At 65.6% G+C, this 21601-nt stretch carries 14 protein-coding genes; 2 read left to right on the top strand and 12 right to left on the bottom strand.

What is annotated here, in order from left to right; translation table 11 throughout:
• Positions 1 to 66: 66 nt before the first annotated feature.
• Together CLAM6_RS02290 and CLAM6_RS02285 are read right to left on the bottom strand one after the other, a co-directional pair.
• Positions 67 to 3093, bottom strand: a complete 3027-nt coding sequence (locus tag CLAM6_RS02290) for a molybdopterin-dependent oxidoreductase (RefSeq protein ID WP_153635090.1) — start codon at positions 3091 to 3093, stop codon at positions 67 to 69.
• Positions 3090 to 4853, bottom strand: a complete 1764-nt coding sequence (locus CLAM6_RS02285; protein ID WP_052384562.1) for an NADH-ubiquinone oxidoreductase-F iron-sulfur binding region domain-containing protein — start codon at positions 4851 to 4853, stop codon at positions 3090 to 3092. Before CLAM6_RS02285 ends, CLAM6_RS02290 begins: the two co-directional genes overlap by 4 nt.
• Positions 4854 to 5273: 420 nt before the next feature.
• Between CLAM6_RS02285 and CLAM6_RS02280 the strand changes: the two genes are divergently transcribed.
• A complete protein-coding gene (locus CLAM6_RS02280) occupies positions 5274 to 6863 on the top strand; it encodes a BCCT family transporter (protein WP_043333742.1) in 1590 nt (529 codons plus the stop codon).
• A gap of 153 nt (positions 6864 to 7016) precedes the next feature.
• Here the strand turns inward: CLAM6_RS02280 and CLAM6_RS02275 are convergent, their stop codons facing one another.
• The gene (locus tag CLAM6_RS02275; protein WP_043333741.1) at positions 7017 to 7409 is read right to left on the bottom strand and encodes a DUF4168 domain-containing protein; all 393 of its coding nucleotides are present in this window, start codon (positions 7407 to 7409) and stop codon (positions 7017 to 7019) included.
• A 684-nt stretch (positions 7410 to 8093) separates the two neighbouring features.
• Between CLAM6_RS02275 and CLAM6_RS02270 the strand changes: the two genes are divergently transcribed.
• Positions 8094 to 8726 (top strand): DUF4174 domain-containing protein, encoded by a 633-nt coding sequence (locus tag CLAM6_RS02270; RefSeq protein WP_167333696.1) that lies wholly within the window; start codon positions 8094 to 8096, stop codon positions 8724 to 8726.
• 103 nt (positions 8727 to 8829) lie between these two features.
• Here the strand turns inward: CLAM6_RS02270 and CLAM6_RS02265 are convergent, their stop codons facing one another.
• From CLAM6_RS02265 to fghA, 9 genes are all read right to left on the bottom strand, one after another.
• Complete coding sequence (locus CLAM6_RS02265; protein WP_043333740.1) at positions 8830 to 9717, bottom strand: hypothetical protein; 888 nt, start codon at positions 9715 to 9717, stop codon at positions 8830 to 8832.
• A gap of 33 nt (positions 9718 to 9750) precedes the next feature.
• On the bottom strand, positions 9751 to 11205 hold the full coding sequence (locus CLAM6_RS02260; RefSeq protein ID WP_064503289.1) for an electron transfer flavoprotein subunit alpha/FixB family protein: 1455 nt from the start codon (positions 11203 to 11205) through the stop codon (positions 9751 to 9753).
• Positions 11202 to 13412: a (Fe-S)-binding protein gene (locus tag CLAM6_RS02255; protein ID WP_043333739.1), complete on the bottom strand. Its 2211-nt coding sequence runs from the start codon at positions 13410 to 13412 to the stop codon at positions 11202 to 11204. The genes CLAM6_RS02260 and CLAM6_RS02255 overlap by 4 nt, the downstream gene beginning before the upstream one ends.
• A gap of 88 nt (positions 13413 to 13500) precedes the next feature.
• Positions 13501 to 15579 (bottom strand): dimethylglycine demethylation protein DgcA, encoded by a 2079-nt coding sequence (gene dgcA, locus CLAM6_RS02250; RefSeq protein WP_043333738.1) that lies wholly within the window; start codon positions 15577 to 15579, stop codon positions 13501 to 13503.
• A gap of 278 nt (positions 15580 to 15857) precedes the next feature.
• Positions 15858 to 16394: a DUF5943 domain-containing protein gene (locus CLAM6_RS02245; protein WP_043333737.1), complete on the bottom strand. Its 537-nt coding sequence runs from the start codon at positions 16392 to 16394 to the stop codon at positions 15858 to 15860.
• 99 nt (positions 16395 to 16493) lie between these two features.
• Positions 16494 to 17504: a dipeptidase gene (locus CLAM6_RS02240; RefSeq protein WP_052384560.1), complete on the bottom strand. Its 1011-nt coding sequence runs from the start codon at positions 17502 to 17504 to the stop codon at positions 16494 to 16496.
• A gap of 248 nt (positions 17505 to 17752) precedes the next feature.
• Complete coding sequence (gene mtgA, locus CLAM6_RS02235) at positions 17753 to 18514, bottom strand: monofunctional biosynthetic peptidoglycan transglycosylase (protein WP_084589412.1); 762 nt, start codon at positions 18512 to 18514, stop codon at positions 17753 to 17755.
• A gap of 293 nt (positions 18515 to 18807) precedes the next feature.
• Positions 18808 to 19989 carry a GlxA family transcriptional regulator gene (locus CLAM6_RS02230; RefSeq protein ID WP_043333766.1) on the bottom strand — a complete coding sequence of 394 codons (1182 nt, stop codon included), beginning with the start codon at positions 19987 to 19989 and terminating at the stop codon, positions 18808 to 18810.
• A gap of 688 nt (positions 19990 to 20677) precedes the next feature.
• Positions 20678 to 21541, bottom strand: coding sequence for an S-formylglutathione hydrolase (fghA, locus tag CLAM6_RS02225; RefSeq protein WP_043333736.1), 864 nt, complete (start codon positions 21539 to 21541; stop codon positions 20678 to 20680).
• Positions 21542 to 21601 lie beyond the last annotated feature (60 nt).

Raw genomic sequence — 21601 nt, 5'->3', positions numbered from 1 at the left:
CGGTCTATTGCCTCGATCTATCCGCTCGGTCCAGCCCGCTTGCCATGTCCGCCTCACATGTCTGCTTCAGCTCTCCACACCCGCCGAGGCGGGTTCGGCTCTGGCCAGACGGCAGGCGGCGTACTTGAACTCGGGAATCTTGCCCACCGGATCGAGCGCCGGATTGGTCAACAGGTTGGCGGCGGCTTCGGCGTAGCAGAATGGCACGAAGACCATGCCGGCCGGCGTCAGCGGATCGGCGCGGGTAGCGAGGGTGATCTGGCCACGTCGCGTGGTGATCGAGAGCGGCTCGCCCGGCGTGATACTCAGGCGCTCCAGCTCCACCGGATTGAGCGTGGCCACGGCGGCCGGCTCGAGATTGTCGAGTACCGCCGCGCGGCGCGTCATCGAGCCGGTATGCCAGTGTTCGAGCTGACGGCCGGTGGTCAACACCGTCGGATAGTCGTCATCCAGCGTCTCATCCGGCGGCGTGGGCCAGGTCGGTACGAAGCGGGCACGGCCGCTGGCGCGCGGGAAGCCCTCGCCGAATACCACATCCTCGCCCTCGCCCCCCGGCGTCAGGCACGGATAGGTCACCGAGTTCTCCTCGGACAGCCGCGCCCAGTCGATGTTGTCGAGGGAATCCATGCCTTTTTGCATCTCGGCGTAGATCTCCTCCGGCCCGGCGTAATCCCAGTCAAGCCCCATGCGCCGCGCCAGCTGCTGGGTGATCCACCAGTCCGGCTTGGCCTCGCCCGGGGCGCGCAGTGCCGCCCGGCCACGCTGCACCTGCCGGTTGGTATTGGTGACGCTGCCGTCCTTCTCCGGCCAGGCGTACGAAGGCAGCACCACATCGGCGAACTGTGCCGTCTCGGTGACGAAGATGTCCTGCACCACCAGGTGCTCCAGATGCGCCAGCGCGCTGCGCGCATGCTCGAGATCCGGGTCCGACATCGCCGGATTCTCGCCGAGAATGTACATGCCGCGGATCTGATCGGCGTGGATGGCGTGCATGATCTCCACCACCGTCAGGCCCGGCGTCGCCGAGAGCGGGGTCTGCCACAGCGCTTCCAGCCGCTCGCGCGCCGCCGTGTCGCCCACCGGCTGATAGTCGGGGAACACCATCGGAATCATCCCGGCATCCGAGGCACCCTGGACATTGTTCTGACCGCGCAGCGGGTGCAGGCCGGTGCCTTCACGCCCGACATGACCACACACCAGCGCCAGCGCGATCAGGCAACGCGCGTTGTCGGTGCCGTGGGTGTGCTGCGAGATGCCCATGCCCCAGAAGATCATCGCGCGCCTGGCGGTCGCGTACTCGCGGGCCACGGCGCGAATCTCTTCTGCCGCCACGCCACACAGCGGCGACATCGCCTCCGGCGTCAGCGCCGCGACATGCTCCGCCAGCGCGGCGAAGTCCTCGGTGTGTGCCTCGATATAGGCCTGATTGGCCAGCCCCTCGCTGATGATGACGTTGAGCATGGCATTGAACAGCGCCACGTCCGCCCCCGGCGTGAACTGGATCGAGCGATGCGCCTGACGACGCAGCGCCAGCGCACGCGGGTCGATCACCACGATGCGTGTGCCACGCTTGGCGGCGCGCTTGAAGAAGGTCGCCGCCACCGGATGATTGACGCCCGGGTTGCAGCCGGTCAGCACGATCAGATCGGACTGCTCGGCCTGCATGAAGGAGGCGCTCACGCCGCCCGAGCCGACGCCTTCCATCAGCGCCGCCACCGAACTTGCATGACACAGACGCGTACAGTGATCGACATGGTTGGAGCCGAAGCCGGTGCGCACCAGCTTCTGGAACAGCCACGCCTCCTCGTTGGTGCACTTGGCGCTGCCGAAGCCCGCCAGGCTGTCGGGGCCATGCGCGCGCTTGAGGCGCATGAGCCCCTCGGCCGCGACCTCGAGGGCCTCGTCCCAGCTGGCCTCACGGAAGTGGGTCAGCGGGTGGGCGGGGTCAAAGTTCGCATCCAGCCCCTTGGCTACGCCGTCACGGCGGATCAGGGGGCGGATCAGACGCTCCGGATGGCGCGGATAATCGAAGCCGAAGCGCCCCTTCACGCACAGCCGGCCGTGGTTGGAGGGCCCGTCGCGGCCACTGACCGCGATGATGTTGTCCAGCCGCGTATCCGCGACGCGCTGTCGGCGCTTGTCAGTCTTGAGGGAGTCGCCGTCCGCCATGCCCTGCTGGGCATCCGCCAGGGTCGCGACCGGCTGGCCCTCGACACTCAACGCCTCGCCGCTGCCGCGACTGACCTGATACTCCAGCTGACAGCCCACGCCGCAGTACGGGCAGATGGAGGCGACGCGCTCATCGACGGCGGCGCTGTCGCCGAAGCCCTGCTCATCCACCTGGGCGGCAGGCATCAGGGCGCCGGTCGGGCAGGCCTGCACGCACTCGCCGCAGGCGACGCAGGTGCTGTCGCCCATCGGGTCCTCGAGATCGAACACGATGCGCGTATTGCTGCCGCGCCCCGCCAGCCCGATCACGTCATTGACCTGTACCTCGCGACAGGCGCGCACGCACAGGCCGCAGCTGATGCAGGCATCATGATTGACCGCCATCGCGGTATGGGAGTGATCGAGAGCGCTGGCCTGCGTCGGCAACCACTCCTCCACCGTATCCCCCAGCCACTCGCGGACCGTCTCGCGGGCGCCGCACAGGGTCTCGCGAGCGCGCCCGACATCCACCGCCAGCAGCTCGGCCATCGCCATGAAGTGGCTGCTGACATCGGGGTTGTGCGCCTCGGCGGGCATATCGGCGGCGAGCAGCTCCACCACCATCGCACGCGCCTCGCCGGCACGCCGTGAGCTGGCACTGCGCACCACCATGCCCGCCCGCGCCTCGCGGATACAGCTGGCGGCGAGAGTGCGCTCGCCATCGATCTCGACCATGCAGGCGCGACAGTTGCCATCGCCGCGATAATCCGGCGCTTCGCTGTAGCAGAGATGGGGAATCGTCTCACCGGCACGCTTGGCGATCTTCCATAGCGTCTCGCCGGGATAGGCCGTCACCTCCGCACCATCCAGCGTGATGGTGAAGCCATCCTCGCGCAGCGGCTGATCATCCGAGGATGAGTTGCCCAACCCTGTCAGCGCATTCATGCCTCACCTCCCGTGGCGTCAGCCGCATGGCTCGTGGCGATCAAGCGCACCCCGCTGCTGGCGAGGGTCTCCCGGAAGTCCTTGAGCAGGCCGAGCACCGGATTGGGCGCGGCCTGACCGAGCCCACAGATCGAGGCGTCCATCATCACCTGCGACAAGCGCGTCAGTAGCGTCTCATCCCACTCATCGCCGCTGAGCGCCGCCAGCATCTGACGCGTGCCGACACGACACGGCGTGCACTGGCCGCAGGACTCGTCCATGAAGAAGCTCATCAGATTGCGCGCCACCGCTGCCAGATCGTCCTTATCCGACAGCACCACCACCGCGGCCGAGCCGATGAAGCAGCCGTGGGCCTGCAGGGTGTCAAAATCCAGCGGCAGGTCCGCCTTGCTGGCCGGCAGAATGCCGCCGGAGGCGCCGCCGGGCAGATAGGCACGCAGACGATGGCCGTCGGCCATGCCGCCGCCATATTCCTCGACCAGCTCGCTGAGCGTGATGCCGGCCGGTGCCAGATACATGCCCGGGCGTCTGACGCGCCCGGAGAGCGAGAAGCTGCGCAGCCCCTGACGTCCCTGACGGCCGGCCGCGACGTAGTGGTCATGGCCTTCGCGATGGAGCCGCGCGATCCAATAGACCGTCTCGACGTTGTTGACCAGGGTCGGGCGACCGAACAAGCCACATTGCGCCACGAAGGGCGGCCGCTGACGCGGCTTGCCGGGCTTGCCTTCCAGCGACTCGATCAGTGCCGATTCCTCGCCACAGATATAGGCGCCGGCGCCACGCCGCAGCTGGATATAGCCCGGCGCGACGAGGCCTGCGGCTTCCAGCTCCGCGATGCACTCGCGCAGCACCTCATTCAGGGTCGGGTATTCGTCGCGCAGATAGAGGTAGAGCGCCTCGGCCTCGATGGCATGCGCACTGGCCAGCGCGCCCTCGAGGAAGGTGTGCGGCTCACGCTCCAGATAGCAGCGGTCCTTGAAGGTGCCGGGCTCGCCTTCATCGGCATTGATCACGCAATAGCGCGGCCTCGCCTCGGCACGCACGAAGCCCCACTTGCGAAACGTCGGGAAGCCCGCCCCGCCCAGGCCACGCAGACCGGCCTGCTCGATCATCTGCGCCAGGTCCTCGATGCTGACCTCACCGCCATCCAGCGCGGCGAGCAGCCCATAGCCACCACTGGCGCGATATTCCGCCAGCCGCGGATAGTCGAGACTCGCTGCCGGCGCGGCATGCACATGGCCTTCGGCAATCGCCGCCGTGACGCCTTGCACGCTGGCGTGGCCGAGATGGTAATGCCCGACCTCCGCCACCGGCGCACTGTCGCAGCGCCCCATGCAGGGCGCACGCAGCACGCGCACCTGTTCGGGGTCCAGCCCCGAGGCGAGACCGGCGCGCAAGGCCTCGGAGCCGGCCAGCTGGCAGGACAGCGAATCACAGACGCGCACGGTCAGCGCCGCGGGCGGCGTCTCGCCATCGCGAACCACGGTGAAGTGGGCATAGAAGGTGGCCGTCTCGTAGACCTCGGCCATCGGCAGGCGCATCCACTCGGCCAGCGCGCGCAGATGGGCCAGTGTCAGGTAGCCGACCTCATCATTGAGCACATGCAGATATTCGAGCAGAAGGTCACGCTGCGCCGGGGCATCGCCCAGCAGGCGCTGTACCTCGGCCCAGGCCTCGGCATCCAGCGGACGGCCGCGCAACTGGCTGCGCGAACGGCGGCGAGCGACAGGTGTCGGCTCGGTCAGGGTCTCAGGCGTCATGGCGGCACCACGGTGTTGTTATTGGGCAGGAGCAGGCAAGGACTGGCGTATCGCGCGAGGAGTGAAGTCTCGGGCGCGAAAGTGGTGCGCGGTCAGGGAGCACGCACCACTTTCCTTCACTGTAGATCGCAATCTACAAAGCGGGCACACCTGCGACAACCGCTCTGAGCGCTGAATCGCCCCCTATGTCAGTCACGCATATGCCGGCGTCGTATCCAGCTAACTCGCTCTCGCCCAGCCCTCACACAATCACGAGGGCCGGTGGCGACCTGCCCCGCAGTCAGACTCGCCACCGCGCTCCGGATTGCCATTCCACCCCCTTCCCACATCGCAGCCCCGGGAGACACCCACGACAACACCTCGCTTCACGCCAGCTGCCCTGCCCGGCTGGCGACACCAATAACAACATGAGGTCACCACATGTCATCGAATCCGTATGACACGGACTACGAGATCGGCCAGGACAATGTCCAGGTCATGGGTCTCGATGTTCACAACCCCGTCTTCGCGATCAGCGCCGTGCTGATCGTCAGCTTCATCCTGTTTGCCATCCTCTTCCCAGCGGGCGCGGAAAGTGCCCTGGGCGGCGCCAAGGCCTGGTCCATCGCACATGGCGACTGGCTGTTCATGCTGGCCGGCAACCTCTTCGTGCTGTTCTGCCTGCTGCTGATCGTGCACCCGGTGGGCAAGCTGCGCCTGGGCGGTCAGAAGGCGAAGCCCGAGTTCTCGACACGCTCCTGGTTCGCGATGCTGTTCGCCGCTGGCATGGGCATCGGGTTGATGTTCTGGAGCGTCGCCGAACCGGTGGCCTACTACACCGACTGGTACGGCACGCCACTGAACGCACCCGCCGGGACGCCGGAAGGAGCACGCGCCGCGCTGGGCGCCACCATGTATCACTGGGGCCTGCATCCCTGGGCCATCTACGCCGTGGTCGGGCTGTCGCTGGCCTTCTTCACCTACAACAAGGGCCTGCCGCTGACCATCCGCTCGGCGTTCTACCCGATACTCGGTGAGCGCACCTGGGGCTGGATGGGGCATATCGTCGATATCCTCGCCGTGCTGGCGACCATCTTCGGTCTGGCGACTTCGCTGGGGCTGGGCTCCGCTCAGGCAGCATCGGGGCTGGACTACCTGTTCGGCGTCGGCGATGGCCTGCCGACCCAGATCGCGATCATCATCCTGGTGACGCTGGTGGCCATCTACTCGGTCAGTCGTGGCCTGGATGGCGGCGTGAAGCTGCTTTCCAACATCAACATGATCATCGCCGCTGTCCTGATCATCTTCATCCTCATCTTCGGGCCGACACTCGCCATTCTCATGGGCCTGGGCACCACCACCCTCAGCTATGTGGAATATCTACTGCCGCTGTCCAACTGGATCGGCCGCCCCGATGAAAGCTGGTTCCACGGCTGGACCGTCTTCTACTGGGCGTGGTGGATTTCCTGGTCACCGTTCGTCGGCATGTTCATCGCACGTGTCTCGCGCGGCCGCACCGTACGCGAATTCGTCACCGCCGTGCTGCTGGTACCGACACTCGTCACCATCGTGTGGATGTCAGTCTTCGGCGGTACCGCACTGGAACAGGCCATCAATGGCGTCGGCGCGCTGGCCAATGGCATCGATTCCGTGTCGCTGGCCATGTTCCAGATGCTCGACAACCTGCCGCTGTCCGGTGTGGCGTCCTTCATCGCCATCCTGTTGGTACTGGTGTTCTTCGTGACCTCCTCGGATTCCGGTTCGCTGGTGATCGATTCGATCACCGCCGGCGGCAAGGTGGATGCACCGATCAGCCAGCGCATGTTCTGGGCAGCGATGGAAGGCCTGATCGCCGGTGCCCTGCTCTATGGCGGCGGAAGCGCTGCGCTGGGCTCGCTGCAGGCGGGCGCCATCGCCACGGGGCTGCCGTTCACGCTGGTACTGCTGGTGATGTGCTATTCGCTGTTCCGTGGCCTGATGCAGGAAAAGAAGGCACAGGACATGCTCATTCGTCCGGTCGCCGGCGCCTGACATGCGGCGCTGACCATAGCTTTACTGACCAAAGCTTTACTGACCAAGGCGGTACTGACTGACAGGCCGCAAGACATGGGCACAAAAAAACGCCGCCCCCGGCAACCGGGGGCGGCGTTTTCATTGGATGACCCGAACGTCATCCAGGCGAGATCAGGAGTTTTCCTGAGCCAGCTTCTGCACCTTCTTCATCAGGTCCGGGTCGTTCTGGACCGCTTGACCGATGGAGTTGAAGGTAGCGACTTCCAGACCGGAGTCTTCGACAGCGCTGACCATCTCGTCGTTGGCTTCCTGACGCACGCTCTGCTTGGCAGTCTCGTCGTCGGCTTTCTGCAGCTTGCCGGCGAATTCCTGAGAGATGCGTGCGATGTCCTGAGAGGCCGCAGCGAACTGTTCCAGCTGAGCGTCAGTGAAATCGCCAGCCTGAGCCTGTGCCGCCTGGGCAGTAGACTGACCCTGGGCCGGTGCGTCAGCAGCGAACGCCGGTGCCGACATCATGCCCGCGGAAATCAGGGCAGCCGTCATGTATGCAGTCATCCGTTTCATTGCAGCCTCCAGCAGTGATCAATAAGTGTTTGCCCTAACTCAGACGGGCCTGACGACAGGATGTTCATTTTTTCATGCAACTCTTTGAAAACATTCTGTATCGCCAGAGTTACATGAGTCGCAGATCAGCAACGTAAAAACCGCGGGGCCGCGCATGGCGGGCGTCATGACGGCTGGACGCGCATACAGCTTGCGCCACGATTGTGAAAATATCTGCAGCAAGCCGCGTGAGGTCTGCCCGCCACGCACTCGCCCCGCCCTCGATACAGACATGCCTCTGCGCTCGCTACGCGCTCTAGCAAGGCATGCCACCTGCTGCCGCCGCTATCGGTATGTCGCCACTGGCCTTTTCACAGGCTGAATGAGGGTGGCATGTCATGAAGTACCACATAAATCGCGCGCCAACGGGCAGCAAACTCTCGGCGACTGTCTTAGTCTTGAAGGAGAGGCTGTCATCCCGGGTGTGCCATTCTCCTGTGCAACCTGCTTCTGCAGCCCAGGCTGGCTAGCCCAGCTCATAACATTCGTTGCCGGAGGACTGCCATGTCCACGCACATACCGTCCACGCAGAGACTGTCCAAGCAGAGACTGTCCAAGCAGAGACTGTCCAAGCAGGTACTGTCCACACAGATACCGCCCGCACTGCCTCGACTGCTCTCGCATCACAGGCTGATGCCGGGCCTGATGAGCCTCTTGTTGGCCCTGCTGCCGGCCCTGCTGTTGAGCTCGCCGGTGCATGCCATCAGCCTGCTGGATTCGGATGCCGACCTGAACGCGCCCGCCGAGACATCCACTGGCGCGCCGCCGCCCCCGACCTCGCCGGACACCGCGGAGACCACCATGACCGCCGCCAATGTCGACCCCGCCGCCAACCCGCTGCTGGGCGAGACCTGGAACCGACGCTCGCTGGTGCTGATCGCGCCGGATGAGCAGGACCGGGACCTCGAGCGTCAGCGCGAGGAACTGCGCGCCACGCGTGGCGAGATGCAGCAACGCGACATGACGCTCTATACGCTGATGGGCACGCGCGGCATCCACGATGGCGTGCCGATGAGCTTCGAGGAGGTGCGTGCCCTGCGTGATGCCATGCAACTGCGCGAGGGCGCGCCCTTCACCGTCATCCTGATGGGCAAGGACGGCGGCAAGAAGATGCAGCAGGAAGGCTTCGTCTCCCCCGACCAGATCTATCAGGTGATCGACAACATGCCGATGCGCCAGCGCGAAGCCAGTCAGGCAGCGCGCAAGCCCCCCCAGGGCACCGACGAGCACACCTCGCCCGACCCCTTGAACGATGAGGACTGGCAGTGGGAGGAGTGACCTTTCTGTAAGGAGCGACCTTCTGTGAGGAGCTACTTTCTGTGTTGCATGAAAAAGCCCCTGTCAGCTCGGCTGACAGGGGCTTTTTACCGTCTGCGCGGCTTCAGCGCAGTACGCCTTCCTCACGCAGCAGCTTGAGGATTTCCGCCGCGCCCTCCTCGGCGCTTACGCCTTCCAGCCGCTTGCCACCACCCCCTTCGGCCTTGGCGGCCGCGGCCTTGAAGCGGTCCCGCGCGCTGGTCGCCTTGATGCGCTTCAAGCGCTTGGGACGCTTGCGAGCCGGGGCCACGCCGAAGGTCTCGGCCTGTGCATCATGCACCAGCTCGCCGCTGGCCAGTGTGGACAGCTCACCGCGCCGCGCCTGTGCAAAGGCCGACTGACGCGCCGCCGGCGCCGCGGAATCGACGCTGACAAGTGCCGGCAGCTTCACGCGCAACCGTCGCCGCTGGCCACGCGGCAGCGCCTGCAAGGCGGTGAGATGCGCGCCATCGCAGCTCTCGATCGCGACGATACCCTCCACCAGCGGCCAGCCAAGACTCTCCGCCAGCAGATGCGGCAGCAGGCCACTGCCCTCACCGGTCTCGCCCTGGCCGCCACACACCACCAGCTGCGGTGCCGCCTGCTTGAGGCGCGTGACCAGCAGCGGCCAGACATCAACGACCGGTTGATCAACAGCCTTGAGCGGGTCAGCGCCAGGAGCATTCGGCGTCACCAGCGTCAACGACTCCAGCCCCATGCCCAGATAGCCGCGTAGCGCCTGATCCTGCTCGCTGCCGAGCGCGATCTCGCTGCCACTGGCATGCCAGGCGCTGAGGCTTACGGCACCGGGTGCCGACTGACGCTCCAGCGCCAGACACAGCTCCAGGGCGCGGGCGTCCTGCTCGGCGCGCCGCAGACGCCCCGAAACCGGGTGCTGCCCCAACGACACCAGACTCACGACCTCAAGCGGCGCCGAGGCCTGCTGCGCAACGGACGAACGATCTGCCTTCATGTCCTTCTCCTTTCCCCTGTCACAGGCGCGAGTTCAGGCCGCGTCGGCGGCAAGCGTGGCGGATGACGCACTGGATGATGTCGAGGGCGCGGCAGGTGCCTGACCCGCCGCCGAGGCATCACTGACGGCACTGCGTTCGGCCTCGAGCTGCTGACAGAGGCTGGCGAGAATCGCCCCGGCGTCACCGATCACCGAAAGATCGGCACGCTTGACCATGTCACAGCCGCCATCGGTGTTGATGGCCACCACCTTGTCGCAGCGCTGGATGCCCTGCAGATGCTGGATGGCCCCCGAGATACCCACCGCGACATAGACCCGCGCCGTCACCCAGGTACCGGTGGCGCCGACCTGGCGGGCACGCGGCATGAAGCCGTCATCCACCGCCACCCGCGAGGCGCCTTCGGTGGCGCCCAGCAGGCTGGCGGCGCGGTGGAAGCCATCCCAATCGCGGATGCCGTTGCCCGCCGAGAGAATGAATTCGGCCTCGCCCAGCGCGATCGCGGAGGGATCGACGGCCACCGGGCCAAGGTCTTCGATCACGTCTGGCACGGCGCGCGCGGTGCTGGCCGCCTCCCACTCGAGCGGCAGCGCGGCGTGGCGCACATCTTCCACCGGCTCGGCGCATTCCGCCTCGCACAGCACGATACGGGTCAGCGGGCGGGTCAGGTCCTGCTGACCATTGCCGCTGCGCCCGGTGACGCTCACCTCGACAAGCTCGCCACGCCCGATGGCGGCAAGCTCGCCGTCAAGCTGATAGGCATTGCCGCTGGGCCGCGCCAGCGCATCGCCCCGGCACAGCAGGCGCGCACCGAGACGTCGGCCGCGTTCGCCGCCGCCGGTACGGGATTCCGGCAGCAACCACAGCCGTGGTGCCAGCTTGCCATCGATGGCCTCAAGCTCCGCCAGCTGAGCCAGCGGCGCGTAGCCATCGTGGAGAGTATCGGCAAAGTGCAGCCAGCGATCGGCACCCGCCGCGCCGAGTCCGACACTGTCGGCGGCGTCACCATCCTCACGCAGCGTGCCGAAGGTGATGGCCAGCACCGCGCCCTGATGGGCGGGGTCGGCATCGGCGATCTGACGCGCCAGCCCCAGTACATCGCGGTCGTGACTCGACAATCGCCCACCGGTCATGTCCGGCACCACCGCGATCAGGAAGGCGGGTGATGCGATCTCGACCAGCGGCAGTACGCGCGCCTTGGCCACGACTGCGGGCTGGCCAGCACCCGCCGCGGCAGGCCCGGAGCGGCCACTGCGGTCGATGCGCTTGCGACCATTGGCGGCGATGAAGTGGCCGACGTGCGGATCGCGACGCGTCACGCCCTTCGGGCCCATCCAGCGTTCCTGAGGGGCTGCCGCGCCGCGGCCCAGCGCCTGCAGCGCGATGAGATGCTGCGGGTGCAGGCGATTGCGTGCCTGCTGCTCCAGACGCGGGTCACGGCGTGGCAGTGACTCGCGCTCGGTTGCTTGTGGATCGACGGGAATCGTCATGCCGCCACCTCCGCGTCAGTGGGCTGCGTGGTCGACGTCGCCAAGCCTTGCGTGGACGCTTCCAGTACCAGCGCCCGCGCCATCAGTTCCGCCAGATCCAGCACCTGGGGTTCGGCTTCACCGGCCGGAGCCACCACGCCTTCCAGCATCGCGGTGCACTGCGGGCAGCCGACCGCCACGACCTCGGCGCCGGTCTCGCGCACATCGCCCATGCGCATGTCGGGGATACGCTGCTTGCCGGGGATGTCCGTCACCGGCGCTCCACCACCGCCGCCACAGCAGCGTGAGCGGAAACCGGAGCGCTGCATCTCGCGCACTTCCAGCCCCAGCGCCGCCAGCAAGCTACGTGGCGCCTCGAATTCACCGTTGTAGCGACCCAGATAGCAGGGGTCGTGCCAAGTGACCGCGCCGAGCGTCGCCAGTCTGGTGGCATCAAGGCTCAGGCGACCGGCCGCCAGCAGCTCGTTCATGTAGCTGGTGTGGTGGTTGACGAGGTAGTCGCCACCGAAGGCGGCATATTCGCGCCCCAGCACATGGAAACTGTGCGGATCGCAGGTGATGATGCGCGCGAAGCGATACTTCGACAGGGTGGCGATATTGCGGGTGGCCAGCGACTGGAAGGTCGCCTCATCCCCCAGGCGGCGCGCCACGTCGCCACTGTCACGTTCTTCCGCACCGAGGATGGCGAAATCCACCCTGGCGGCGCGCAGCACCTGCACGAAGGCGCGCAGCGTGCGCTGATTGCGCATGTCGAAGGCGCCATCGCCCAGCCACAGCAGCGCTTCCACCGGACGCGGATCACGCGCTGCCTCGCGGGCGGCCTGCAGCTCGGCGATGCGCGGCAGGTCGAGGTCCGCCGCCCAATGCAGACGCGCTTCGAGCGCGAAGCCGCCCGGATTGTCGGTGGCGATCAGGTTGTCGAGCACCTCGACACCCTTGCCCGGTGTCGCGCCCTGCTCCAGCGTCATGTGACGGCGCATGTCGACGATGGCATCGACGTGCTCGATCATCATCGGGCACTCCTCGACGCAGGCACGACAGGTGGTGCAGGCCCACAGGGTTTCCGGCTCGACCAGTACCTTGAATTCGTGGATCAGCTTGTCGCCATCTGTCGCCTCACCCGCAGCACCCGGTGCCGCCTTCATCTGGATCGGCCCAGAGGCAACGGTCTGGCTATCAGAGTCAACGGCCTGAGCTGCCGGGCGAGCATGCGGAGAGGCCCCGACGATGGTCTGCTGCGGGCCGCCGCCATGCTGGCCGGGCGCGCGCCTGGGCTCATCGCCCGGATAGGGCGAACCGGCGTAGGCGGCATCGCTGCCACCGGCCATGCCCACCACCATGTCCTGAATCAGTTTCTTGGGATTGAGCGGCTGACCGGCCGCGAACGCCGGGCACACCGCTTCACAGCGCCCGCATTGCACGCAGGCATCGAAGCCCAGCAGCTGACGCCAGTTGAAGTCGGACGGCTTGCCGACGCCCAGCGGTGCCTCGGGGTTGGTCAGGTCCAGCGGCAGCAGTGCGCTGTCGCGGATGCCGGCACTGTCACGGGTGCTGAAACGTGCCGGACGCCGATGGAAGGCCAGATGCAGCGCGCCGGCGAAGGCATGTTTCGTCGGCCCGGTGATGCGCGAGCCGCCGCCGGTCATGCCGACGATCATCTCGAGCAGTCCCCAGGCGATGCCCGCTACCAGCACCAGCCCAAGGATACCGCCGGAGATCATGCCGCCGACGCCTTCCGGCAGCACCAGTGACAGACTCATCACGAACAGGCTTGCGGAGAACACCAGCAGGCTCTTGGGCAGACGCATCCACGGGCCACGCGACAGGCGCGCCGGCGGGTCGAGGCGACGACGACGCACGAACAGCGCGCCACCGAACATCGCGCCACTGGCCAGCAGCAGCAAGACGCCCAGCCAGGCGGAGTCGATGCCGAAGCCGTAGACCACCACCATCAGCAGCGCCGCGGCCACGAAACCACCCCCGGTGGCGACGTGGGTGTTGGCCATGTAGCGGTCCCGCGCGACCACGTGGTGCAGGTCCACCCCGTAGCGGCGCGGTACCTTGGCAAGGCTCGCGATCAGCTCTCCCACACTCATGGACGTGGCGTCCGCCCGCCCCTGGCGCCACAGACCAATACGTTTGACCGCGCCGAGGGCAGCCAGCGCCAGCGCGGTGAAGATCAATACCGACAAGATCGTGTCATTCATGCTGCTCACCCTCTTTCTTCAAGCCCGCTGTCGACCGGACGACTGCCGAGCCGGCGCACAGGAGCAGCCGGCTCGGCAGATCACGTCATCAGAAGTCCTTGCACAGACGCAGGGCGTCATAGATGGCGGCGTGGGTGTTGCGCGGTGCGTTGCAGTCACCGAGGCGGAACAGCAGGTAATCATTGCCTTCGGTGGCCTGGCTCAGGCACGGCTGCGGCTTGATGGCGTAGAGCGACTCGACGTCGATCTGGCCCTTGTTGAGCGAGCCGTCCTTGAAGGCGTAGTAGAGCGCCTCATCCGGGCGTACGCCGTTCTCGACCACGATCTGATCGACGACGCGCTCTTCCAGCGTGCCGGTGTATTCGTTCTCGAGCACCGCCACCAGGCCCTCGCCTTCGCGGTAGACCTCATGCAGCACCATGTCGGAGGTCATCACGACTTCCTTGGCATACAGGCTGCGGTAGTAGGTCGGGAAGGTGGTGCCGCCGACCGCCGCACCCGGCTTGATGTCGTCGGTGACGATCTCGACCCTGGCGCCCTTGTCGGCCAGATAGTCGGCCACCGAGACCCCGGAGAACTCGCAGATGCTGTCGTAGATCAGCACGTTGCTGCCCGGCGCGACGCGCCCGTCCAGCACGTCCCATGAGGAGACGATCAGGCTCTTGGCCGGGTCTTCGTCGTAGCCCCAGGACGCGAACTGGTCCATGAACGGACGACCGCCCACCGCGAGGATCACCACATCGCCGCGCAGGTCACGGATGGTGGCCTCATCGGCTCGGGTGCCGAGGCGCAGGTCAACCTTCAGGCGCGCAAGCTCCAGCTGATACCAGCGCGTGATACCGGCGATCTGATCCCGCTGCGGCGCCTTGGCCGCGATGGTGATCTGGCCGCCCAGCTCGTCACGGGCCTCGAACAGCGTCACGTCGTGGCCGCGTTCGGCGCACACGCGGGCTGCCTCCATGCCGGCCGGACCGCCGCCGACGATGACGACCTTGCGCACCGGGCCGCTGGTCTTCTCGATCTGATGCGGCAGGCCCATGTATTCGCGCGAGGTGGCGGCATTCTGGATGCACAGCACGTCGAGGCCCTGATACTGGCGGTCGATGCAGTAGTTGGCGCCGACGCACTGCTTGATCTGGTCGAGCTGGCCCATCTTGATCTTGGCGATGATGTGCGGGTCGGCGATGTGGGCGCGGGTCATGCCGACCATGTCGACATAGCCGCCTTCCAGAATGCGCTCGGCCTGGTTGGGGTCCTTGATGTTCTGGGCGTGGATCACCGGAATCGAGACGACTTCCTTGATGCCGGACGCCAGGTGCAGGAAGGGTTCCGGCGGGTAGGACATGTTGGGAATGACGTTGGCGAGGCTGTTGTGGGTATCACAGCCGGAGCCGATCACGCCGAAGAAGTCGAGCAGACCGGTGGCATCGTAATAGGCCGCGATCTGCTTCATGTCGTCGTGGGACAGGCCATCGGGATGGAATTCATCGCCACAGATGCGCATGCCGACCACGAAGTCGTCGCCGACCTCGGCGCGCACCGCCTTGAGCACCTCGAGGCCGAACTTCATGCGGCCCTCGAAGCTGCCGCCCCACTCATCGGTGCGCTTGTTGACGCGCGGGCTCCAGAACTGGTCGATCAGGTGCTGGTGCACGGCGGACAGCTCGACGCCGTCCAGGCCGCCTTCCTTGGCACGCCGCGCCGCCTGGGCGAAATCGGCGATGATGCGCTGGATCTCCTCCACCTCGATGGTCTTGCAGGTGGAGCGGTGTACCGGCTCGCGGATGCCGGACGGTGACATCAGCGAGGTCCAGTCGAAGCCGTCCCAGCGCGAGCGACGGCCCATGTGGGTAATCTGGATCATGATCTTGCCGCCATGCTTGTGCACGGCATCGGCCAGATTCTGGAAATGCGGAATGATGCGGTCGGTCGACAGATTGACGGAGCTCCACCAGCCCTGCGGGCTGTCGATGGAGACCACCGAGGAGCCACCACAGATGCACAGGCCACACCCGCCCTTGGCCTTCTCTTCGTAGTAGCGCACGTAGCGCTCGGTGGTCATGCCGCCATCGGTGGCATACACCTCGGCGTGGGCGGTACTGACGACGCGGTTGCGGATGGTCAGCTTGCCGATCTCGATCGGCTGGAAGAGTGCGTCGAATGCCATGGTGAGAGCTCCTCGCCGGGGAGAACGCCGCCTTGTCACGCTGGCCTGGCCTGCCCGCCGCCACGAGTCGTTGCTGGTGGCGGCGGGGTCGGCGTCAGGCGTCTTGCATGTCAGGAAAGGCGGCGCTCAGGCGTTGCGTTGTCGTTGTTGTGGGTGGTGAGTGTCGTGACAGAGAGATGATCGGGCAGCCGGCTTGTGCTGTTGCCTTTTGCCTGGGCCGGGCCTGGGCCTTGGCCTTGGCCCGAGCCATGGAATAGAGAGTGGCGGATCCGAAAACGTCACACTGTTCCGGGAGCGACCTCGAAATACCCCACGTCACAGCCTTCCTCACCGCCGCTCTGGGTCTGGACGGCGACGGTGCGCAGCTCGCTGCCACGCGCAGCCAGAATCTGGTCCATCGCGCCGGCGAACCAGCCGGTGAACATGTACTCGAGCTTGGTACCTGTCTTGCCCTGCTGATAGACGAAGCAGGAGTGTTCCAGGCGCACCTTGCAGGTACCGCGCTCCAGATCGATCTCCTCGGTGATGAACAGGCCCCAGCCGCGCTGCGACAGACGCTTCATGTAGTGCTCGAAGACTTCCACGCCGACCAGGCCATGCAGCTCGGCTTCCTTCTCGCACCAGTGCCAGGCGCTCTTGTAGCCGGCGTGATAGAGAATCTCGGCGTATTTCTCCACGCCCAGCGCCTCTTCCACCGCGACATGGTTGTTGATGAAGAAGTGGCGCGGCACGTACAGCATCGGCAGCGCATCGGACGTCCAGACGCCAGTCTCGCTATCCACTTCGATCGGCAGTTCAGGGGCCATCTTGCTCATGTCGGTGTCCTCCAAAGGGGGCTTGAGGGAATTGCAAAAGAGAGATCAGGAAAGAGAGATCAAGTAAGAGCGATCAAGAAAAGGCACAGGCAGCCAGACTCAGCCGCCCCAGACATTTTCCAGCGTGCGCAGCCAGTTCTCGCCCATGATCTTGCGCACCTGATGCTCGCTCATGCCGCGACGCAGCAGCGCCTCGGTCAGATTGGGGAACTCACCGATGGTGCGGATGCCTTCCGGATTGACGATCTTGCCGAAGTTGGTGAGACGACGGGCGTAGCCCTTGTCGTGGGTCAGCCACTCGAAGAAGTCCTGGCCGTGGCCCTGGGTGAAATCGGTGCCGATGCCGATGGCATCCTCGCCGACCAGGTTCATCACGTATTCGATGGCCTCGACGTAGTCGTCGACGGTGGCGTTGACGCCGGCCTTGAGGAAGGGGGTGAACATGGTGACGCCGACGAAACCGCCGTGTTCGGCGATGAAGCGCAGCTCGGCATCGGACTTGTTGCGCGGGTGGTCCTTGAGACCGGCCGGCGCGCAGTGGGAATAGCAGACAGGTACCTTGGATTCGAGGATGACTTCCTCGGAGGTCTTCGAGCCGACGTGGGAGAGATCACACATCACGCCGACGCGGTTCATCTCGGCGACCATCTCGCGGCCGAAGCCGGACAGGCCGCCGTCGCGCTCGTAGCAGCCGGTGCCGACCAGATTCTGGGTGTTGTAGCACATCTGCACGATGCCCACGCCGAGCTGCTTGAAGACATCGACATAGCCGATCTGGTCTTCATAGGCGTTGGCATTCTGGAAGCCGTAGATGATGCCGGTCTTGCCGGCGGCCTTGGCGGCGCGGATGTCGGCGGCCGTGCGCGCCACGCAGACCAGATCACTGCTCTCGGCGATCAGCTGGTTGCTCTTGACGATGTTGTTGACGGTCGCCTGGAAGCCTTCCCAGACCGAGACAGTGCAGTTGGCAGCGGTCAGACCGCCCTTGCGCATGTCCTCGAACAGCTCGCGCTGCCACTTGGCGATCACCAGACCATCGATGACGATGCTGTCATCGTGCAGGGCGCGGGCCGCATCGGACCCACCGAAGGAGGAGGAGAATTCGGACATCATGTCGCTCCGGCGCTGGGCAGGCGGCTCTGGAAGTCAGGTCACTGCCCGTACCCGGCGGACAGGGCCTGCCGGAACACGATCTCCAGCAGGCTGTGCCAGCATAGTCCTGCCCTCTTTCCCCTCTGACGCCAGATGCGACCCGTGGCTATCGAATCGCGTCAGGGCTGTCGTTTCTGAAACGACGACGCCCCGACTCGAGAGAGCCGGGGCGTCGTGGGACAGCCGATGGTGTACCGTCAGGCCGGTCAATGCGCGGGGGACAGCTCCTTGAGCGAAGGCAGCAGGTCCCAGCTCAGCCAGCCACGCGGCTGCTCCAGACGCTTCAAGTAGCCCATGCCGAGATTGTTCATCTGACGGCGCGTCCAGCTGGCGCGGCGCTGGATATAGGCCGAGGGCTTGCCGGCATTGAAGCGGATCGGGTTGGGCAATACCGCCGCCAGCAGACTGGCCTGGTAGGCGGAAAGGCTGGCGGCATCGGTATTGAAGTGATGCTCGGCCGCGGCCTCGACGCCGAAGACCCCCGGCCCCCATTCGGCGACATTCAGATAGACCTCGAGAATGCGCTCCTTGGGCCAGATCACTTCGATCAGGATGGTGAACCAGACCTCCAGCCCCTTGCGCACCCAGCTGCGCCCGTTCCACAGGAAGACATTCTTGGCGGTCTGCTGGCTGATGGTACTGGCGCCGCGCAGACGCTCACCGGCCAGCCGCGCATCGATGGCCTTGACGATCTGATCGACATCGAAGCCGTAGTGATCGGGGAATTTCTGGTCTTCCGAGGCGATCACCGCCAGACGGGCATTGTTGGAAATCTGCTCCATCGGCACCCAGTCATGCTGCAGCGCCATCGGCTCGCCGGTGACCAGGCCATAGCCCCACTTCTCGAGCATCACCATCGACACCGGCAGCGGCACGAAGCGCAGCAATACCACCAGGCCGATGCAGGCCACCATCCAGCAGGCGACGACCTTGAATGCCCACACCGCCAGCCAGCGCAGACGCTCCATCGGGCGCATGCCGGCACGCGGCGCCGGGCGGCGTGTCGCCCCGCGCCGAGCACCCGCCACACGCTCCGTGCCTTCCTGCCTGCGTTGCTGTCCTCGTGCCATCCCTTGCCGTCCCCTGTCGTGCGTGTCGTGGCGCGTCATTCCGCCACCGAGCCATTGTCGTGTCAGCTACTGCTTCCTGGTGCCTTCGAGTGTACCAGAGCGTGCCAGTGGCTCCTGTGAAAACGACAACGCCCCTGCCGGAGCGGCAGAGGCGTTGGATGTTGCGGGAAGCTGCTGTCAGTCGGCAGGCGTCAGCCCTGCAGGCGCACGCTGGCGTAGGTCGGCTCACCGCGCGCATTGGCCAGTGCCAGAATCGCCGAGGAGACGGGGGACTCGCTGGCCGGTTGCAGGGGCGCATTGCCGACCATGCTCTGACCGATCGACTGGTGCAGCAGCCCTTCCAGACTGGCGACTCCGGTCAGCTGATGGTCGCCATCGGCGCGACACGGCACCTCCAGCACGCTGACACTGCGCTCGCCACCGATGCGCTCATCACGCGGCGGCATGCCGAAGTACTCGCGGTAGCACTTGGAGAAGTGCGGCGTGGACACGAAGCCACAGGCCGAGGCCACCTCGATGATCGACAGCGCCGTCTGCTTGAGCAGCTGACGCGCGCGGGTCAGGCGCAGCTTGAGGTAGTAGCGCGACGGCGAACAGTGCAGATACCGCTGGAACAGCCGCTCCAGCTGACGGCGCGAGACATCGACATAGTGCGCCAGCTCGTCCAGGCCGATGGGCTCTTCCAGATTGGCCTCCATCAGCGCGACGATTTCCAGAAGCTTGGGCTGGGTGGTGCCCAGCACATGCTTGAGCGGCACGCGCTGCTGGTCCTGCTCGCCACGTACGCGATCACAGATGAACATCTCGGAGATGCCCGCCGCCAGCTCGCGGCCATGCTCGCGACCGATCATGGTCAGCATCATGTCCATCGGCGCGGTACCGCCGGAGGCCGTGGCGCGGTCCTGATCGATGGAGAACAGTCGTGTGGTCAGCGGCACGCGCGGGAAGGCTTCCTGCATCGCGGCCAGGCACTCCCAGTGGATGCTGGTCTCATGGCCTTCGAGCAGCCCTGCCTGGGCCAGCGCCCAGCTGCCGGTGCAGACGGCACCCAGCTTGCGGCCGGCACGTGCCTGGGCCTGCAGCCAGCTGACATGCGGGCGATGCACGGAGCGCTGAATGCCGACTCCACCGCACACGATGACGATATCCAGCGGCGGGCAGGCCTCGGTGGAGGTATCGGGCGTGACCTGCAGGCCATCGCTGGCGCGCACGGGGGCGCCTTCCAGCGTCACGGTATACCAGCGGTACAGCTCGCGTCCGGCCAGCTGATTGGCCATGCGCAGCGGTTCCACCGCCGAGGCCAGCGAGATGAGCGTGAAGCTGTCGAGCAGCAGGAAGCCGATGGTCTGCGGCTGGCGCGTCTCGCCGGCCATTCCTGCAGCGGATGAGTGAGCTTCGTACGGGCGGGCGAAACGGCCACTGGTCAATGCCATGAGGGGAGTCCTTCTCTATATCTGCTTGAGTGGCAGACCGGGGCCTCGTGGTGCCCTCTCCCGTGGCCTGATGAGGCCGGCGGGGGTCCGCAGTATTATCGTTATTGGGTCTCAGCAGGGAGCGAACCTTGGGGGGTCAGCTCCAGCAGCGACAACATCGGCGATCGGTCCCATCAGGGGGAGGTCAATAAGCGACCTCTGCAATTCCGATAGCGTCAGGGATGTCGTGATTCACTGCCTGGACGTCGTGCGTTGTCCACCTCTCGACAGTAAACCATCGCGCCTGCCTGGCGCAGTGACTTTATCGCCGCTGTGCAGCAAATCATCGTTGCCGTACGGCACAGAATAACGCCTGAGTTGGCTACCACTGACGCAGCATAAGCAAACGCCACCAAAACGGGCTTTCATGCCTGAAGGTTCTGAAAAACTCTGCTTCTCATGACGAAAAAACGACAGTCCCGCTATCCATCAATCGATAGCGGGACTGTCGTTTCTGTCTTTCACGCAGTGTCTCTGCTCGGCGAGCGATCAGCTGCGACTGGCGCTTTCATACCTCAACGCCTGAGGCTCACCTCAAAGCAGGTGTTTCGCGTGCCTTTTCATTTCTACCGGCGACCACACTCACACCTCAAAGGAGGTGTTTCGCATGGTAGGCAAGATGCTCATCGATGAAGCTGGCCATGAAGAAGTAGCTGTGGTCGTAGCCGGGCTGACGACGCAGGACCAACGGGTGATCCAGCTCGGCGCAGACCGCCTCCAGGCGCTCCGGCTTGAGCTGCTCCTCGAGGAACTGATCACTCTCGCCCTGCTCGACGAACAGCTCCTGACGCTCGGTGCCGCTCTTGCTCGCCTGCTTGACCAGCTCGCAGGTGTCCCACTGCGCCCACTGGGCGCGGTCATCGCCGAGATAGCCGCTGAAGGCTTTCTCGCCCCACGGGCAGGCCATAGGATTGACGATCGGCGCGAAGGCCGAGACCGAACGATAGCGGCCCGGATTCTTCAGCGCGCAGATCAGCGCGCCGTGGCCGCCCATGGAGTGACCGGAGATCGATTCGCGCTCGCCGTCCACCGGGAAGTGACGCTTGACGAGCGCCGGCAGCTCCTCAGTGACGTAGTCATACATGCGGTAATGACGCGCCCACGGCTCGCGGGTGGCATTGACGTAGAAGCCTGCGCCACTGCCGAAGTCGTAGCTGTCGTCTTCGCCGTCCAGATTGACGCCGCGCGGACTGGTGTCCGGGCAGATCAGGGCGATGCCCAGTTCCGCCGCCTTCTTCTGCGCGCCGGCCTTCTGCATGAAGTTCTCGTCGGTGCAGGTCAGCCCCGACAGCCACCACAGCATCGGCACCGGGCCCTGTTCGGCCTGGGGCGGCAGATAGATGGCGAACACCATGTCGCAATCCAGGCTGCCGCTGCGGTGACGGTAACGCTTGAGCCAGCCGCCATGCACCTTGTTGGCGCTGACCAGCTCGAGTTGTTCGGTCGCGGTCATCATGCTCTCCCTTGTGATATCGCCCATGAAAACGGCGTCGGCAAGCCGACGCCGTTTCGC

Source organism: Cobetia sp. AM6 (genome assembly GCF_009617955.1).
Taxonomy (GTDB): Bacteria; Pseudomonadota; Gammaproteobacteria; order Pseudomonadales; family Halomonadaceae; genus Cobetia; species Cobetia amphilecti.
The sequence above is the reverse complement of the archived record's forward strand: the minus strand, read 5'-3'. Positions and strand labels throughout refer to the sequence as shown.

Coding starts and splice junctions, on each gene's coding strand:
- CLAM6_RS02260 (WP_064503289.1), bottom strand. CDS start 11,205: ATGACGATTCCCGTCGATCCACAAGCAACCGAGCGCGAGTCACTGCCA.
- dgcA (WP_043333738.1), bottom strand. CDS start 15,579: ATGGCATTCGACGCACTCTTCCAGCCGATCGAGATCGGCAAGCTGACC.
- CLAM6_RS02285 (WP_052384562.1), bottom strand. CDS start 4,853: ATGACGCCTGAGACCCTGACCGAGCCGACACCTGTCGCTCGCCGCCGT.
- CLAM6_RS02280 (WP_043333742.1), top strand. CDS start 5,274: ATGTCATCGAATCCGTATGACACGGACTACGAGATCGGCCAGGACAAT.
- CLAM6_RS02230 (WP_043333766.1), bottom strand. CDS start 19,989: ATGGCCGGCGAGACGCGCCAGCCGCAGACCATCGGCTTCCTGCTGCTC.
- CLAM6_RS02270 (WP_167333696.1), top strand. CDS start 8,094: ATGAGCCTCTTGTTGGCCCTGCTGCCGGCCCTGCTGTTGAGCTCGCCG.
- CLAM6_RS02240 (WP_052384560.1), bottom strand. CDS start 17,504: ATGTCCGAATTCTCCTCCTCCTTCGGTGGGTCCGATGCGGCCCGCGCC.
- mtgA (WP_084589412.1), bottom strand. CDS start 18,514: ATGGAGCGTCTGCGCTGGCTGGCGGTGTGGGCATTCAAGGTCGTCGCC.
- CLAM6_RS02275 (WP_043333741.1), bottom strand. CDS start 7,409: ATGAAACGGATGACTGCATACATGACGGCTGCCCTGATTTCCGCGGGC.
- CLAM6_RS02290 (WP_153635090.1), bottom strand. CDS start 3,093: ATGAATGCGCTGACAGGGTTGGGCAACTCATCCTCGGATGATCAGCCG.
- CLAM6_RS02265 (WP_043333740.1), bottom strand. CDS start 9,717: ATGAAGGCAGATCGTTCGTCCGTTGCGCAGCAGGCCTCGGCGCCGCTT.
- fghA (WP_043333736.1), bottom strand. CDS start 21,541: ATGACCGCGACCGAACAACTCGAGCTGGTCAGCGCCAACAAGGTGCAT.
- CLAM6_RS02245 (WP_043333737.1), bottom strand. CDS start 16,394: ATGAGCAAGATGGCCCCTGAACTGCCGATCGAAGTGGATAGCGAGACT.
- CLAM6_RS02255 (WP_043333739.1), bottom strand. CDS start 13,412: ATGAATGACACGATCTTGTCGGTATTGATCTTCACCGCGCTGGCGCTG.